Below are 16645 nucleotides of genomic sequence, written 5' to 3'. Positions count from 1 at the left end.
TTCAACCGCCGGGTATTCTTCATCCTCAACTGCCTTCAAATTAATGGCAACAATATCTCAAATTCCGTACCAGTACCGGGCGTTGAATGCAAGTTCAACTTACCTTTATGCTTCTCCGTAACAATTTGATGAGTAATTGCCAAACCCAAACCAGTACCTTTCCCCGCTGGTTTAGTAGTGAAAAATGTCTCAAAAATCCGCCGCTGAATTTCGGGCGCAATTCCCGGCCCGTTATCGGCAATTCTGATTGCTATCCAAGCATTATTGGGATTTTTTCCCGCTGCTTCTGGGCTGAAGTCTCCATTTTGGCTGGCGGACGATCGCAATTTTGCATTTTGTCGTAGCTTGCGGGGCGGGACGCCATCGCCCAAAACATAATTTTGCATTAATTCTGAACTTACGCAGTCTCCGTCAGCACTGTTTATTACCTCAGTTTGAATAGTAATCGCAGGTACAAAACCTTTGGTTCCTTTTAGCTCTTCCAAGGCGTCCATCGCATTGCTGACAATATTCATAAATACCTGGCTTAACTGACCAGAATAACACTTCACCAAAGGCAAATTTCCATAGCTTTTAACTACTTTAAACCCGTACTTGAGACGGTTTTTCATAATTAGTAGCGTACTGTCAATACACTCGTGGATATTAGATTCTTTCAAGTGGGTTTCGTCCATGTGAGAGAAGGTGTGCAGGCTGGTGACAAGTTCCGTCAGTCTCTCGGATGAAACCTTCATACTTTTGAGAATTTCCGCCCAATCTTCTTGTAAGAAATCAAATTCTATGTCTTCTTTGAGTTCGTCAATTTGTGCGCTAGGGCCGACAATTTGTTCGTAAGCAGTCAGCAATTGCAAGATGTCTTTTGAGTAGTTTGACAAAAAACCGAGATTTCCGCTGATGCAGGTGACGGGGTTTCTAATTTCGTGGGCAACTCCAGCAACCATCTGCCCCAAACTGGCTAGTTTTTCGGTTTGAATTAGTTGAGATTGAGTTTGCTGTCTCAGTAATTTTGTTGCTAGTTCGTGAATATTAGATTGGGCTACTAGCAGTTCGTGTACGTCTACCAAACTATAATTTTGAGGCGACACTTGAACGACAATTGGTTCATAAAGCAGTTCTTTCGATCGCAGCAGCGACTTCCGGGCTGCATCCACGATTAAAGTATTGCTGGGGAAAATTAAAGTCTCAGTTTGGGCAAAGCGGTACAAAGCCCTCACAGGTCGCTTTAAAAATAATTCTCGCCCAAAAGGACGGCTGAGAAATTCTAAAAATCTCCGCCTGGAAATCATCCCCGCAAATTCACCTCGATCGGTTAAAATGACTCCCGGTAACAGCGGATTGGCTTCTAACATCTGGGAAATTTGCATTCCCAAATCCGTAGCTTCTACGTTAAAAGCGTAAAGCGACAATTCCACGAGAGTAGAATCTAAAGAAAGTTCTCCTAAGTCAGCCTGGGAGAGCGGTTGGACTGGTCTTTCTATGCAGGAGGTATTTAACATAAATTCATCAGCACGCTTTTTTGGGGTTATATTTGCCAACAGATATTTAGCCACCAAAGCTCAGTCGATGAGTAGCTGAGTGCTTTGGCCGACATTCTCCTGGGAAACGGAATTTTAAATTACACAAAAAACTTACGGTGGTAAATGAGATTTTACCACTTCCAGTATTAGGCAAGTTCGAGTATGACCGAGATAGATGCGCCCTGGCAATTATGCCTGACTTTATTTTATATTGGCTTGAGGGGTATTAACGCTTTGTTCGAGTATTTAACTCTTAATTAACCTTGAGTTATAGTCTTAACCTATTGTTAACAATAACCTGAGAGGGCTGAAAAATAATTAATTAAATATGGGAACATAGAGATTGTAGGCGAGCATCTGTAGGGAAACGGCACTGCCGTGTCCTTACCAGAATCTGGAAATTCTAATGATTGCTATAAGATTGAGGACGATCGCAAAAAAGTTTTAACTGAATCTTAACTTAGCGCTGTGAAGAAGGTATGATCTACAGGGGCTCAGCCAAATACGTGTAACGAGATAGCAATTTACCAGTAGGCGATCGATGCAACCAGTCCTAACGAATCAGTTAAACAATGCTTTTACCCTGTTTCTCAGCTTGTTAGTAGAAGCAATACCTTTTCTGCTGCTGGGAGTTTTATTCTCAGGTTTGCTGCTGGGTTTTGTAGACGAACGCAAACTCGTATCCCGCATCCCGCGAAACCCGCTGCTGGCGGCTTTGATGGGTAGTTCGATCGGCTTTTTGTTTCCGGTGTGCGAGTGCGGTAACGTCCCCGTAGCCCGCAGGTTGCTAATGCAGGGAGTTCCCGCACCAGCCGCGATCGGCTTTTTACTCGCGGCCCCCACCATCAATCCCGTGGTAATTTGGGCGACTTGGACGGCATTTCGCGATCAGCCCGAAATTGTAGTTTTGCGGGTAGTCTTTTCTCTCTTGATAGCCACAATTATCGGCTGGGTGTTCAGCGTCCAAACAGATTTGCGACCTCTGTTACACCCTTCTGTAGCCCGCGCGATTCCTCTCCCAAAACCAGAGTTGTCCGAAACAGAACTCGCCCCAGCCGACACTCCGCTACTGTTGCAGTCGGGAACTTTTATGCTAGGTCAGGGCGGTGCAGTGCCGATCGAATCTTTGCTACAAGACCAGCGACAGCCCTTAAAAACAGGCAAAACTGACAAAACCTCGAAACGTTCCTCGATGTTCCACCGCGTTTCTAAAGAGCGTCTGCGCCTGCTTTTAGATACTATGGTACAGGAGTTGCGGGAATTGGGAGGAGTGTTGGTTGTCGGAAGTGCGATCGCCGCCATCATTCAAGTTGGCGCACCCCGCGAACTAATTCTCAACCTCGGCCAAGGCCCTGTTTCTTCGATTCTGGCGATGCTGCTATTAGGGGCAGTCGTATCGATTTGTTCTACAGTAGATGCTTTTTTTGCCCTTTCTTTTGCTTCCACATTTACCAGCGGTTCGCTGTTAGCATTTCTCATTTTCGGCCCGATGATTGACCTCAAAGGCATCGGTTTAATGCTATCTATTTTTAAAGGTCGCTCTGTAATTTACTTAATGGTCTTGGCAGCTCAGTTAACATTTTTAATGACCCTCGCTGTCAATTTGTATCTAGGTTAATAAATGAGCCTAGACGGAAAAATAACTAGAGATTCCCAATGACCAATAAACAATGACCAATAACCAATGACTAATGACCAATGACTAATGACCAATGACTAATGACTAATGACCAATGACTAATGACTCTTAAAAAATGAATTTCAAGAAAATTAGCCCCTGGCTGGACGCCCTAGCTATCTTAGCGTGGGGAATATTACTCCTCAAATATTGGATCACCGGGAAATTAAGCATTCTCATTCACCCGAATTACTTTGGGTTGACTGTAGCGGGAGGAATCGGCTTAATGATTATTGGCGGGTTAAAAACTTGGGAACTCTTAAAGGTCGATCGCGCCAAAAAGCAATCCCGGACATCGCCAGCAAATAAATCTCTCAGAAGTACAGAAGTTGAACACATTACTTTATTTCCCCCCAGTATCGGCAGCACCTTAATGTTGAGCGTCGCATTGATCGGTTTAGCAGTAACGCCACGCACATTTACCAGCCAGACAGCACTCGAACGAGGCCTCACCGAATCCCTGCCCATCACCAGACTGCAACCCCAAGAATTTCGCAATACTACAAAACCCGAAAGGCGATCGCTCATCGAATGGGTGCGGCTGTTAAATTTCAATCCCGAACCCGATACATATAGAGGTCAAAAAGTCAAGGTTCAAGGATTTGTGATTCACCCGCCCAAGGTAGCAGAACAATATATGTGGATCGGGCGTTTTATCATTACCTGCTGCGCGGCGGACGCCTATCCGATCGGGTTGCCGGTAAAATTACCGATCGGTCAAAGTCGCACCGCCTTCGCCCCAGACAGTTGGCTAGAAATAGAAGGAGAGACGATCGTAGAAGAACTGCAAGGCAAGCGCAAATTAATTATTCAAGCATCCTCCCTCCGATCGATTCCCGAGCCTAAAAACCCTTATGATTATTAGACAGCCAGCAAGTTGGAGATTAAATTTTACCTTGGCGATCGCGAGATGGGCATCCCGCCAGTGGGCAACTTTAATCTCGCGACTTGAAATCTGTTGTATTTGAGATTGTGGCATGGGCCAGAAGAGCCCGTCCTCCGTAGGACAATTAACATCAAGTAAAGTCAGCTATAAAAGTAGCAGCAACATCCTGTAGCAGTTGCCAACAGGAAATTCAGCAACTAGACTCGTAATTAGAAAATAAGTTCTCCCTATATGTCATCTGAATATGTCATCTGAAAAAAAATTAGCGCTTAAAGGTGCTTTCTGGACGATCGCCAGCTATGGAAGCAGTCAAATTATCCGATTCGGCAGCAACCTAATCCTGACGCGCCTGCTGTTACCAGAACTATTTGGTCTAATGGGTCTAGCCTACGTTTTTATCACAGGTGTCCACCTATTTACAGACATAGGTCTTGGCCCAAGTATCATCCAAAACAAGCGTGGAGAAGAACCAGAATTTCTCAACACCGCTTGGACAATGCAAGTTATTCGCAGTGTTTTTATTTGGTTTTGTTTAATTTTAATCACCTGGCCAGTCGCTACTTTTTATGGAGAACCCCGTCTCCTGTGGTTGATTCCGGTCATAAGTCTAACTACTCTCATAGGAGGATTTAAATCTACTTCCGTATCCATTCTCGAACGCAAAATGACAGTTAAGAACGTAGTAATGTTTGAATTGGCCATACAGGTCATTTCTACTACAGTCATGATTGTTTGGGCATGGTTCGATCGCAGTATCTGGGCTATCCTCGCAGGGGGTTTCGTAGGCTCTGTAGTGGAATTAGTATGGAGCCATTTTTTGATTCGCGGTCATAAAAACCGCTTTGCTTGGGAGCGAGAGGCAGTTAAAGAAATATTTTCGTATGGAAAATGGATATTTTTGTCTACAATTTTATATTTTCTGTGTTCTCAAGCCGATCGCCTAGTTCTCGGAAAAATATTTAGTTTAACAATGTTGGGCATTTACGGCATTGCTTTTACCCTCGGCGATATGCCCCGTCAAGTAATGATCGCCCTCGCAGGTAGGGTAATTTTTCCCTCGATTTCGATGCTAGCAGACTTACCTCGCGAGGAATTGCGCGCCAAAATCCTCAAAAACCGCAACTTGATTCTGATCCCTTTAGCCCTAGGCTTAGCAATTTTTGTGAGCTTTGGAGATCAGATAATTTTAACACTGTACAGGAAAGAGTATATGGCAGCATCTTGGATGATGCCAATCTTGGCTTTAGGTATTTGGCACACGACTATCCACAATTTGATGGGTTCTTGTTTGTTAGCTATCGGAAAATCTCAGTACGCAGCTATGGGCAATCTGGCAACTTTCTTGAGTATCGCTATCGGCATCCCAGTAGGATATCATTTTATGGGTAATTTAGGTGCTGTGATTGCTGTAGCTGTCGGTGACATTCCTACTTATTTAGTAGTTACCTACGGTCTTAGGAAAGAAGGGCTAACTTGTTTTTGGGAGGACATGAAGTTGACAGCAATGTTTTTAGGGACACTAGCAATCATACTTTTGGTGAGAAAGTCTCTGGGTGGCGGACTACCTATCGATAAAATATCACCCGAGGATCTGGTACGAACTCATGACATATTTAAATATAGGTAGATTTTTCATAGGTCTATTTTATTCAGTCCAAGACACACCACAACTTTCAAAAATGAGTTTTTTCTAACCAAAAAGAAGTAGCAGCCATTACTGTTGGTGAAAAAAATAGCTTTCTAAGAGTTGGAAGCGCGTCCTGGCCTGAATGAAATAGAAAAAATGGGCGGTTAATTTTACAGCAGGAAAAGGAGAGAAACATTTGTGAGTATTTTTAACAAAAAAATTAATCCTTCATCCTTCGCTATTGGGCAATTCAAACAGCCGATCGACCAGGTAGCGATTTTCCTCATCCTACTGCTGAGCGTCTTAATGGGACTGCTGCTGCTGAGTGGCGATCGCACAGCGCCCAGAGTGCGAGATTTTACTTGGGAGAACAAACAAATCGGCGCCGCAGATACCGGCTTTATTCTCAACTTCTTTCGGCCGATGAACCACTCCACCGTCGAGGAAAACTTAAAACTAGAACCGCCCCTCCCAGGTAAATTCAGTTGGGCCGGCAGGCGCATGGCCTACACCCTCAAAGATCCAGCACCCTACGGTGTTACCTACACCTTAAAACTCGCCGGCGCCACCGACAAGTATTTTGGAGAAAACAACCAAAACAAAGGAACGCCAATTCAACCGTTTAGCAGTTCCTTCCGCAGCCGCGATCGAGCTTTTGTTTACATCGGCGTTCAAGGCGAAACAGAAAGCAGATTAATGCTAGTCAATCTCAGCAGCAGCAACTCGAAACCGATACCGCTGACTCCCAAAGATTTAGTTGTCACCGATTTTAAACCGTATCCCGAGGGCGATCGCATTTTATTCTCCGCCACAGATCGATCGATCGCCCGCACAGGCGGCACCCTAAATCAAGAACTATTTACAGTCACCACCGGCCTCAATCCACAATCCCCCGGATCCCAAGCCCAACCAGCACAACCAGCAGGTAGAATCGACAAACTCTTAGACTCCAAAGACTACCAAAACCTCAAATTCGACCTCTCAGCCGACGGAAAAATCATCATTATCCAGCGCGTCAACCGCCGCAATCCCGGCGATTTCAGTCCTTGGATTTTGGAAGAAAAAGTCGCGCCCAAACCCTTGGAGAACCAACAAGGCGGAGATTTTATGATTCGCCCCGACAGCAAATCGATGGTAATATCTCAAAAACAAGGATTAGCGATCGTCCCCCTCAAACCAGAAGCAGATCCAGTAGAATTTTTGCCGAAATACGAACAAGTATTGGGGATGGCCCGCGACAACTCCGCCGCCGCCTACGTTAAATACAACAGCGACTACACTCGATCGCTCTTTATTTTAGACAACCAAGGCGCAGAACAAGAAATACTGCGGATTCCCGGTAGCATCATCGCCGTTTATTTCGATCCGCGCAAAGACAAAGACAACCAATTCCAGCGTCTCTACTGCTTGCTAGCCGAACGCCTCAAAACCGCAAGCTACAAAGAACAGCCTTTCATCGCCGCCATCGACCTCAAAAAAGAGGGCACTCGTTTGGTAGGAACCATCAAACCGCTGCTGGTTTTGCCAAACCAACTAGATACCCAAATCAGTTTATCTCCCGACGGGCTGGCATTAATTTTCGACCAATCAGTCACAACAGCAAAACCCACAGCAGCAGACACTCCCCGCAACGATAGCGGACAGTCGATCGCCACCAGTCGCCTCTGGCTGCTACCCTTATTAGAAATACCCGCAGACAACTCTCCCGCAAAAGTACAGCCAGAAGAACTTCCCTTTGCCGGCTATCACCCCCGCTGGCTGCCGTAAACAGATTTTAGATTTTAGATTTTAGATTTTAGATTCACTTGATACTAAGCCATACTTGAAGTATGTGGTAAACATCAAAAACTTTAAAAAGAACTCCCCAGCCTACAATCTCAAAGCTAAAATCTAAAATTACCATGACTCCCGAAGAAATTAGTAATACCCTTAAAGACTTATTTGGCGAAAATGTTGAGACGCCTGCTGCCACTTCTTGGCAAGTCCAAACCCCTAAATTTCGGCTTTTAGTCCTGCTTTCAGAAGACGGAAGTTGGTTGCGGATTTTGCTACCCATCGCCGATGCCCAAGAAGCTCAACCGTTTTTCGAGAAACTGCTAGAAGCTAACTTTGACACCACCCTCGAAACTCGCTACGCCATACATCAAAACGTTTTGTGGGGAGTGTTTCAGCACAGTTGCGCTACACTCGCCGCCGCCGATTTCTCGGCCGCCATCACCAGACTGCTAGCTTTGCAAGAACAAGGTTTGTCCGACTTTTTCGGCGGTTTAATCGAAAGCCGCATCCGTCAAATCATCAAAGCAGCCAAGATGCAGGGACAATCCATAGAAACCACCCTTCAGACTTTAGATCGTTTTTACGCAGAGGGATTGATGGGCGAAATGGAACTCGGGCGAGAGTCTCGCGAACAGACTCTCGGCGCTTGGCGCTATCAGCTAGAACGCCTCTGGCCCGAGGTGGAACCCTGAGAGGATTTTAGATTTTAGATTTTAGATTTTAGATTGCAGATTGCAGATTGCAGATTGCAGATTGTAAATTGCAAAAAATAAACGGTAGTAAGACGGTAATCGGAGTTGGGAAGTTCCCTAAAGTTGCATTTATTTAGAGTGGTAGGGCAGCAACGCCCGACGGTTAGGACTTTCTTAATTCCTGAAACCCTTGCATTTGATTGCTTCTTGCTTCTGGCTGATTCCGATTTTACCTTTGCCCTTAGGGCGCGGATTGGACGATCGCCATCCGCCCCCTAGATCCCTCGATCCATGCCCATATATTCACCAATTGCCCGCTATCGCTGCTCTCCAATTCCCTACCATCACCCAAAAATGGTATAACGCATAACCAAAGTGCCTTAATGATTTTTTAAGATTTCCGAAAACAGGCGATCGCATGGTATATCATGGTAAAAAGTTAATAACAAAGCTCCGTAAGTTCCACAAAAGCTTCGATCGTTTAACATTGATTCAGAAACCAAATCTTTAGCAGACAATGCCAGGGCGATCGAGTTTTCCAATCCGGTGCTGCTGTAATTTTTTAAATTAATAATTACCCACCACCAATTACCAGTTACCAATAAATAGCAACTAAAGTTATCCATCATACAAAATTTAACAGGAGTTTCATCTATGTTGGCTGTGCATCAGATTAGCTCGGAGTTATCAGTGTTACACATACCTGCAATTTGTACTTGGAACATCTCCTTAGAATCAACTCTCCTCGACTTGCCTCTCTACAACTGCCAAATAGAATTAACTCAACAGGCAAAAGAAGTAGCCCAGGCTTTTGAAGAAAATTCCATGCTTCCAGGTGTCATGTTGACAAATATGGGTACTTTTGTCGGCATCATATCCAGGCGTCAATTTTTTGAAAAAGTTAACCGTCGCTACGGGTTAGAAATGTTTTTCAAGCGACCGATAGAGGTATTGTACAGATTTTCCAGGCAAGAGCTACTGGTGCTTCCTAGCAGTAAATTAATAGTAGAAGCCGCCCAGGAATCGCTTTACAGATCAGTAGAATTAGTTTACGAACCTGTAGTAGTCGAAGTGGCACCCCAGACCTACAGACTGTTAGACGTACACCAATTAATGGTTGCTCAATCAATAATTCATCAATTGACAAATAAATTGCTCCACGAACAAACCCAAGCCAAACTTATCCAAACCGAAAAGATGGCGAGTCTGGGGAGGATTGTAGCAGGTGTAGCCCACGAAATTAGAAATCCGCTCAACTGTATTTGGGGAAATTTTACTTTTCTGCTGTCCTATTTTGAAAACTTGCTTCAGCTAATCTCGGTTTATGAAGCAGAATATCCGGAACCGTGTCCCCGAATTGATGCCCTCAAAGAAGAAATAGAATTTGATTTTTTACAAGAAGATTTGCCAGTCACCTTAGAAGGCATGAAGTGGGGAGCCTCACAATTACTAAAAATAGTCAACGGTTTGCACCACTTCTCTCACATGGATGAGACAAAGCCAGTAGAAATAGACATTCACGAATGCGTGGAGATTACAATGTTAATTCTGAAAAATCGCTTTAAAAATGGCATAGAAGTGGTAAGAAAATACGGCGAACTGCCGCTAGTTAACGGTTACTCGGGTCAATTGAGTCAGGTGTTTTTGAATTTGTTAGTTAACGCTCTAGACGCCGTGACAGAGTATGCAGCCGATCGCGAACTAGATACAGAGTGCGCGGATAACTGGCAGCCCCAAATCCAAATTACGACTAAAGTGGTAGAAACCGCAGAGGGCAAGTGGGCCGCCATTGGGATCGCCGATAACGGGCCCGGCGTTACCCCAGAAAATCAGCAGCACATATTTGACACATTTTTTACCACTAAACCAGCAGGCAAAGGCAGCGGTATGGGGCTGGCAATCAGCCATCAAATCATCACAGAAAAGCACGGCGGCAAACTAAAATTGCGATCGCAGCCCGGCCAGCACACCGAATTTGAAATACTCCTGCCGATCGTTGGCAAAACATGATTAACTCAAGAACAGCCTTCAGGTTCGGCCATCCAAGTTAAGCGCGATCGGCTAGCTTAGTAGTTAAGTCCTCATTTTGCTTTAAGAGCGTGTTTCGGCAACTAAAAGTTTCAGTGGCAAATACATTAAGTCCCAAACTCCTCGGCCCTTCACTCTCCGAAGGCAGCCATCAAGATCTTTCCCTAGAGTCTACCCTCCAAGATTTGCCCCTGTATCAATTTCAGGTTAAATCGAGCTGCTTGGCCGTAGTAGTTGCCGAAATCTTTGAACAGAATCGCCCAATCCCGGGAGCCGTATTGATAGAAGCAGGAAAATTGGTCGGGATGATATCCCGCAGACAACTGCTGGAATATTTGCTCAAACCCCAAGGCCCCGAGCTATTTTTGCACTTACCGCTGAAGGTTCTCTACAGTTACGCTCGCGTCGAAATATTATTGCTTGCAGAGAGTACAACCATTTTGGCAGCGGCTCAACAAGCTCTGCGTCGATCGCCCGAATTGCAGTCAGAACCAATCGTAGTCCAAATCGACTCCCAATCTTACCGGCTCTTAGATCCTCACGCACTAAACATCGCCTACTGGCAAATTCGCGGCATAGAAACTCAAGTCCGCTACGAAAGAGCCCAAACTCAAATGATTCAAAGCGAAAAAATGGCCAGCTTAGGTCGTTTAGTCACCGGAGTAGCCCACGAAATTTTAGATCCGGTAGGCTTCATTTGGGGCAATTTAACCTACATCAGCGAATACAGCAAAAACTTAATGCAGTTGCTCTCAGTTTACGACGCGCACTGTACCAATCCCCCGCCAGAAATAGCACAGCTAAAAGAAGATATAGACTATGACTTTTTGCAAAACGATTTTCTCCGAACAGTTACCAGCATCAAAGCCGGAGCCGAACGTTTGAGGAAATTAGCAAGCAGTTTGCAAAACTTTTGCCACATCGACGATGTTTATCCCAAACCAGCCGACTTGCACGCCAACATAGATAGCATACTTTTGCTGCTCAAAAGTCGTTTGACCAGGGAAATCAGAGTAGTCAAAAACTACGGATACCTGCCGCCAGTTCAGTGCTATGCAGGACAGCTAAACCAAGTATTTATGAATATCTTGACCAATTCTATTAATACATTAATTAACGCAGCAGTCGGTCAAGAATTGGCGAAAGAGTTCAAAGGTGGAGTAATAAAAGACTTCGAGCGCCAGCCTCAAATTGAAATCACAACTCAAGTCTGCTGTCCCGAACCTGCGAGTGATTTGGATAAATTACACGTTCGCTGGGTTTCGATTCGCATAGCAGATAACGGCCCAGGAATGTCACCTAACAAGTACAATAAAATCTTAGAATCATTCTCTACCGAAAAACGCGCCCTCAAAGAAACGAGCTTAGCCGTTAGCTATCAAATAGTGACCGGCAAACACGGCGGCGCCTTCAGAATGCGATCGCAATTAGGCACCGGTACCGAATTTGAAATCTTGTTACCCTTAGCTTAAAGAAGTTATTAGTTATTAGTTATTAGTTATTAGTTATTGGTTATTGCTTGGTTCTAATAACCAATGCCCAAGGTCGGGAGCATCTCAGTTTTGTAAAAAGCATTTTTTTGATTATAGTGCGAGCGTCCCCGCTCGCGTATTATTATACAAATCGCGAGCGGGGACGCTCGCACTATGAATGCAAAACTGAGATGCTCCCACCAATGCCCAATGCCCAATGCCCAATGCCCAATGCCCAATGCCCCATTCGCAATTACCTCTTACCATTATCTAACTGAGTGCCGCATATTTTACAGAATTTAGCATTAGCATCATGTACAGACCAACCGCAACCCGTACAAACAGTTTCTACCTGATTAGCACTTTTAACTAACTGCTTGATCAAATCCCCCAATTGCCAAGGAATCAGAGCAATCCCCGTCACAATCATCAAAATAGTCAGAAAACGACCAGATTCCGAAATCGGAGTAACATCACCGAATCCCACCGTAGTCATCGTCACAACCGAGAAATAAACAGCGTCCAAAAAAGTCCCAAAACCTTCAGGATTTTCGGGATGTTCAACTTGATAAATCAAACCAGAATAAACAAAAATTATCGCCAGCAAAGTAAACAGAATTCTGGAAAAAATCACTCCATCTTCGCTGCTGATGCGAAAAACAGAATTTTTCAATTCCAGAAAGCGGATGAGTCTAAGAATTCTAAACCAGCGAAAAATCCGAATAAAACTGACATTGACAAATCCAAAAAAGAATGGTAAAATCACCAGCAAATCGACGATAGAGAAAAAACTAAAAATAAACTTAATTTTATAGTCAGCGCACCAAAGTCGCAGTAAATACTCGACAGCAAAAACAACTAAAAGGGCGGTGTCGAGAGTTTGTAATTTGATTCTAACGGATTGGGAAATCGGATAAGTTTCAGCGATAAAGCTGGCGGAAGAGAGGAGAATTAGTCCGGTAATAATTAAACTAACGGTTCTCCCTGTGGGCGTTTCAATATCTTCTAGATAAAATGCAATTTGTTTCCGGTTTAACATAAATAATCTGTATTGTAGGCTGGGTAGGGACACAATATTGTTGTATCCTCTCTAACTAATAGCTTAAAATATTTAAAGCGCTAATTTCAAATATCAGGTAATTATTGAAGATGACTATCGAATTAACGAAGGGTGACAGATTTAATCTTTCTAAGGAAGCTCCTGATTTCAATAAAGTTGCGATCGCCCTGGGGTGGCAAGTCAGCCAGACAGCACAAAATTACGACATTGACGCATCTGTTTTCATGTTAGGCGCTGACGGTCGAATTCCCGACGAAAAATATTTTGTATTTTACAACAATTTGACATCCCCAGACGGTGCAGTGCGACATTCGGGAGACAGTGCGACTGGACAAATCGAGGGAGATGACGAGACGGTTTATGTGGATTTGAGTCTGATCGATGCTGCTGTTGAGGAAATTGTGTTTGTTGTTACCATTCACGAGGGACAGGCAAATAATCAAAATTTTAGTCAAGTCAGAAATTCGTTTATCCGGCTTTACAATCTCAAGACTGGTAGCGAACTGGTTCGGTATAATTTAAAAGAGGTTTTTTTGCAAGAAACGGCTTTAGAGTTTGGACGTTTGTACAGAAAGAATGGTGAATGGAGATTTCAGGCTGTAGGACAAGGATATAATGCTGGATTGCAAAGTTTTGTGGACAAGTATCATGTTGAGAATGCGGTTGATAAAAGCTCGAATGCTGGTGGGAAGGTTGATGATGCTGAGGTTTTGAGGCGTTTTTGCGATCGGGTGGATAAGCAATTGCAGGAAGTGGCTGCGGGAGAGTCTGTTGCTAATCCTGTGAATGCGGATAATGTGGAAGTAGATGGGGATGTAGATAGTTCAGTTCAAGAAAGTCAGGAACCGGCACTGACTGCTGAGGAATTTTGGCGGCGGTGTAGAGACGGAGAACGAGATTTTACAGGCGTTAACTTAGCAGGAGTGGATTTGAGCGGAAAAATTCTGGAATCTCCCATTAGTTTCAGTCAAGCAAACCTGAGTAATGCCAACCTGAGTAATGCCAACCTAGTCAAGGCAAACTTGATTGGAGCTAACCTGCAAGAGTCAAACTTAAGCTCAACCAATCTGCAACAAGCTGATTTGATAGAGGCAAAGTTAAGCAGTGCGAATCTAACTAAGGCAAAATTGGAGTATGCAAAACTGATTCAAGCGAATCTCCGTCAAGCAATATTAAGCGATGCAAACTTCACAGGAGCAAACCTCACAGGGGCAAATCTCAGTGGAGCAAACTTAACAGGGGCAAATTTTGCGGCTGCTAACCTAACTGCTACCAATCTAAATAGTGCTAACCTAACTTCTGCCAATCTAAATAGTGCTAATTTGGCAGGAGCAGATTTAAGCAAATCAAATCTAAACAACGCAAGCCTAAGTGCTACTAATCTGACAGGCGTTGAATTGACAGGTGTAAGTTTTATGGGAGTAGACCTTACGAACGTTAACTTGAAGGTCGCTAACCTCACAGGTGTAAGCTTTGTTGGAGCTAACTTGAAGAGAGCTAACCTCAGAGGTCTTGACCTGAGAGGTGTTAATCTTATTGGGGTAAGTTTGGTCGGATTAACCCTAGATAGCATCAACTTGAGCGGGCAAAACTTAAGGTGGTTCAATCTATGTGGAACTAGCTTGAGTGGTGTCAATTTGAGTGAAGCCGATCTAACTTCAGCAGACTTGCGCGGGGCAAACTTGACAATGGCAAACCTAGAGAAAGCTAATCTGAAGGAGGCTAATTTGGCGGGAGCAAACTTAACAGGAGCAAAGATGGAAGGTGCAAAACTAACGGGCGCAATTATGCCAGACGGCAGAACTTACAAGAGAACTCGCAAATAAATTAATGTGTGTAATAAAAACTTCAATCCTTATATTTCTGGAGTGACGCATTGCGACTAAAGAAACCGGGTTTTTTGCCGAATCTGTCGCCCCAAACCCATATTTTCGCGAAAAAACCCGGTTTCTGGCCCCTGTACTGGATTTAAGCACTGCGACTCTGAGAAACCGGGTTTTTTGCCGAATCTGCGGGCTGAAACGAAATATCTCGAAAAAACCCGGTTTCTGGGCCCTGGCGCGCAAGTCGTTCTAGTTGCCTTGTTCCATTAGTTCGGTGAGAATTCTAAAAATACGATCGCACTCTGAAGAAGCCTTGCGAACTTTGTCAGCATCCAACAGTTCTAACAGCTTGGAAGCGTGCTGTATCTTTTGATATTCGCCTTTCGATTTTGTGTCGCGGGTAGCTGCTTTCATACTTGGTTCTAACAAATCCTTTTCAATCATCTCTACATTCCTATTTTTAGGAATCGCATTTTCTTTAAATCCCTGCCCGTAAAATCTTTTCAAAGTATCAATATCAGCAATCAACCAAGCTTCCATCGCTTGAACCATCAGATAGCAATGAGTGTCATCCACCCCAGGCGAATCCCAATTATCCCTCGACTTCAAATGCTCCCAAGGCGACTGCTTTACAGGTGCTTCTGAGTCAACTAAAAGGATGACAAAGGCATTTGGGTGATCTTCCAAAGCATTCTTAAAATTCCTGAAAGCATGATTCCTAGAACCGCAGAGAATGATCTGCCACTTGATTTTCTTGCTTTGGGCAACCTGCACCAGTTCTTTGAAAAAACTGCTAAATCCTTGTCGGAGCAATTGCTTTGTATTCTTGCCATCGCCGCCACCTTCGATGTAAATGCGAACCTCCTTTACCATCGGTTTCCCCCGATTTCTCCCATCCGCCAGAGGTCTCCCAAACTGTAATTCTCAAGCCATTTTTTTAGTCGATCGCCATCGAGACGGTTCAGGTGACTTCCTCTATCATCTCGATCGCATATTAACACAGACTCAGGACTCAGCGCCGACACTAAAGCATCGGAATGAGTTGTCACAATCAATTGCGTGCGCTGTGAAGCTTCGATTAGCATTTCAGCAATCGCAGGCAAAATGTCGGGATGCAAGCCAATCTCCGGTTCTTCAATACAGATAAGTGGCGGTGGAGTTGGATCTAGGAGTAAAGCTATTAAGAATAAATAACGCAGCGTACCGTCTGATAAACGGGTTGCGGGAATTGGCTGAATCAATCCGGTTTCGCGGATAAATATCTGGACAGTACCGCCATAAATCTTGATACTCAGTTCTTCGGCTGCATCGTAAAATAGTTTTAATTTTTCAATAATCTGCCTGCTTCCTAATTGATACTGTAAGTTGTTTAAAACCAGTCCTAAGTTGCCACCATCTTCTAAAAGTGGATGTTCCGGCAAATCAGTTTGTTGAGCTTTTCTCGATACTGAATCTCTCCCTGTCTGCCAGTTACGATATAAACCTATTTGGGAAAATGTATTACCCAGATATGATAGCTCTGGATATTGTTCTGGATCTTTTCTTTGAGATAAGATTGATTGATCGGGAATGATGTCTTCTCGCCGCAGAGTCCGCAACTTTCTTGTTTGCTCGTTGTCCTCTGTAACGTTGATAACTGGGCGTCCCCAATTATTATGACGGTAATAAAAAAATGGCTCGCTTTCTGAACTATAGCGCGGTTCCATATCTTCTATAGCTTCGTCCACTACCTCAAGTCTCTGACCGGATGTGGTAAAACTAATCTGATAGCGCAGTGGCATCGCTCGTTCTGGGTAATCTAAAATAGCCTCAATTTTTGCTGTAGGAATACCTTTTTCACCTTTCCACAAAAAATCGCTGATGCCTCCGCCTTGACGGATCGGAGCAGGTAAGTCTGTAGGTGTTGCCTTCAACACTCCCATCGCTTCGATTAAGTTAGACTTGCCCGATGCGTTAGTACCGATCAACACGTTTAATGGTTGCAGTTCAATTGTTTCCCCCTCACTTCCATAGGAAAGGAAGTTTTGCAGTTGCAGGGAGTGAATAAATTTCTTGCCTTCCACCTTGTCCTCCTAGGCGAATTCTC

At 44.2% G+C, this 16645-nt stretch carries 13 protein-coding genes; 8 read left to right on the top strand and 5 right to left on the bottom strand.

Translation table 11 applies throughout. The features are described from left to right. Positions 1-35 precede the first annotated feature (35 nt). Positions 36-1496, bottom strand: a complete 1461-nt coding sequence (locus tag JGK36_RS07105) for an ATP-binding protein (RefSeq protein WP_293189490.1) — start codon at positions 1494-1496, stop codon at positions 36-38. A gap of 562 nt (positions 1497-2058) precedes the next feature. Between JGK36_RS07105 and JGK36_RS07100 the strand changes: the two genes are divergently transcribed. The 5 genes from JGK36_RS07100 (at position 2059) to JGK36_RS07080 (ending at position 8176) form a co-directional block, all read left to right on the top strand. Next, on the top strand, positions 2059-3135 hold the full coding sequence (locus tag JGK36_RS07100) for a permease (RefSeq protein ID WP_293189491.1): 1077 nt from the start codon (positions 2059-2061) through the stop codon (positions 3133-3135). Between the two features lie 136 nt (positions 3136-3271). Then, positions 3272-4060 (top strand): TIGR03943 family protein, encoded by a 789-nt coding sequence (locus JGK36_RS07095; protein ID WP_293175408.1) that lies wholly within the window; start codon positions 3272-3274, stop codon positions 4058-4060. 265 nt (positions 4061-4325) lie between these two features. Continuing rightward, positions 4326-5708 carry an oligosaccharide flippase family protein gene (locus JGK36_RS07090; protein WP_293189492.1) on the top strand — a complete coding sequence of 461 codons (1383 nt, stop codon included), beginning with the start codon at positions 4326-4328 and terminating at the stop codon, positions 5706-5708. Positions 5709-5906: 198 nt separating this feature from the next. Beyond that, positions 5907-7475 carry a hypothetical protein gene (locus tag JGK36_RS07085; protein ID WP_293196586.1) on the top strand — a complete coding sequence of 523 codons (1569 nt, stop codon included), beginning with the start codon at positions 5907-5909 and terminating at the stop codon, positions 7473-7475. Between the two features lie 134 nt (positions 7476-7609). Next, positions 7610-8176, top strand: coding sequence for a hypothetical protein (locus JGK36_RS07080; protein WP_293175414.1), 567 nt, complete (start codon positions 7610-7612; stop codon positions 8174-8176). 380 nt (positions 8177-8556) lie between these two features. On the opposite strand, the gene JGK36_RS07075 is transcribed toward JGK36_RS07080, so the two are convergent. Next, positions 8557-8805, bottom strand: a complete 249-nt coding sequence (locus JGK36_RS07075) for a hypothetical protein (RefSeq protein WP_293196584.1) — start codon at positions 8803-8805, stop codon at positions 8557-8559. A gap of 25 nt (positions 8806-8830) precedes the next feature. On the opposite strand from JGK36_RS07075, the gene JGK36_RS07070 reads away from it, so the two are divergent. Together JGK36_RS07070 and JGK36_RS07065 are read left to right on the top strand one after the other, a co-directional pair. Then, positions 8831-10186 carry an ATP-binding protein gene (locus JGK36_RS07070; RefSeq protein WP_293175416.1) on the top strand — a complete coding sequence of 452 codons (1356 nt, stop codon included), beginning with the start codon at positions 8831-8833 and terminating at the stop codon, positions 10184-10186. Between the two features lie 113 nt (positions 10187-10299). Then, positions 10300-11676 (top strand): ATP-binding protein, encoded by a 1377-nt coding sequence (locus tag JGK36_RS07065; protein WP_293175418.1) that lies wholly within the window; start codon positions 10300-10302, stop codon positions 11674-11676. Positions 11677-11929: 253 nt separating this feature from the next. On the opposite strand, the gene JGK36_RS07060 is transcribed toward JGK36_RS07065, so the two are convergent. Continuing rightward, positions 11930-12715, bottom strand: a complete 786-nt coding sequence (locus tag JGK36_RS07060) for an ion transporter (protein WP_293175420.1) — start codon at positions 12713-12715, stop codon at positions 11930-11932. A 110-nt stretch (positions 12716-12825) separates the two neighbouring features. On the opposite strand from JGK36_RS07060, the gene JGK36_RS07055 reads away from it, so the two are divergent. After that, a complete protein-coding gene (locus tag JGK36_RS07055) occupies positions 12826-14562 on the top strand; it encodes a pentapeptide repeat-containing protein (RefSeq protein ID WP_293196582.1) in 1737 nt (578 codons plus the stop codon). 246 nt (positions 14563-14808) lie between these two features. Here JGK36_RS07055 and JGK36_RS07050 read toward each other — a convergent pair whose 3' ends face one another. After that, the gene (locus tag JGK36_RS07050) at positions 14809-15432 is read right to left on the bottom strand and encodes a DUF4276 family protein (RefSeq protein ID WP_293196580.1); all 624 of its coding nucleotides are present in this window, start codon (positions 15430-15432) and stop codon (positions 14809-14811) included. Continuing rightward, entirely contained in the window at positions 15426-16622 is a 1197-nt protein-coding gene (locus JGK36_RS07045) for an AAA family ATPase (protein WP_293175426.1), read from the bottom strand. The genes JGK36_RS07050 and JGK36_RS07045 overlap by 7 nt, the downstream gene beginning before the upstream one ends. Between the last annotated feature and the right edge of the window lie 23 nt (positions 16623-16645).

This window comes from Microcoleus sp. PH2017_35_SFW_U_B (assembly GCF_020737865.1).
GTDB lineage: Bacteria > Cyanobacteriota > Cyanobacteriia > Cyanobacteriales > Microcoleaceae > Microcoleus.
This window is presented reverse-complemented; position numbering and strand designations above follow the sequence as displayed.

Coding starts and splice junctions, on each gene's coding strand:
- JGK36_RS07105 (WP_293189490.1), bottom strand. CDS start 1,496: ATGTTAAATACCTCCTGCATAGAAAGACCAGTCCAACCGCTCTCCCAG.
- JGK36_RS07100 (WP_293189491.1), top strand. CDS start 2,059: ATGCAACCAGTCCTAACGAATCAGTTAAACAATGCTTTTACCCTGTTT.
- JGK36_RS07095 (WP_293175408.1), top strand. CDS start 3,272: ATGAATTTCAAGAAAATTAGCCCCTGGCTGGACGCCCTAGCTATCTTA.
- JGK36_RS07090 (WP_293189492.1), top strand. CDS start 4,326: ATGTCATCTGAAAAAAAATTAGCGCTTAAAGGTGCTTTCTGGACGATC.
- JGK36_RS07080 (WP_293175414.1), top strand. CDS start 7,610: ATGACTCCCGAAGAAATTAGTAATACCCTTAAAGACTTATTTGGCGAA.
- JGK36_RS07075 (WP_293196584.1), bottom strand. CDS start 8,805: ATGATGGATAACTTTAGTTGCTATTTATTGGTAACTGGTAATTGGTGG.
- JGK36_RS07070 (WP_293175416.1), top strand. CDS start 8,831: ATGTTGGCTGTGCATCAGATTAGCTCGGAGTTATCAGTGTTACACATA.
- JGK36_RS07060 (WP_293175420.1), bottom strand. CDS start 12,715: ATGTTAAACCGGAAACAAATTGCATTTTATCTAGAAGATATTGAAACG.
- JGK36_RS07055 (WP_293196582.1), top strand. CDS start 12,826: ATGACTATCGAATTAACGAAGGGTGACAGATTTAATCTTTCTAAGGAA.
- JGK36_RS07050 (WP_293196580.1), bottom strand. CDS start 15,432: ATGGTAAAGGAGGTTCGCATTTACATCGAAGGTGGCGGCGATGGCAAG.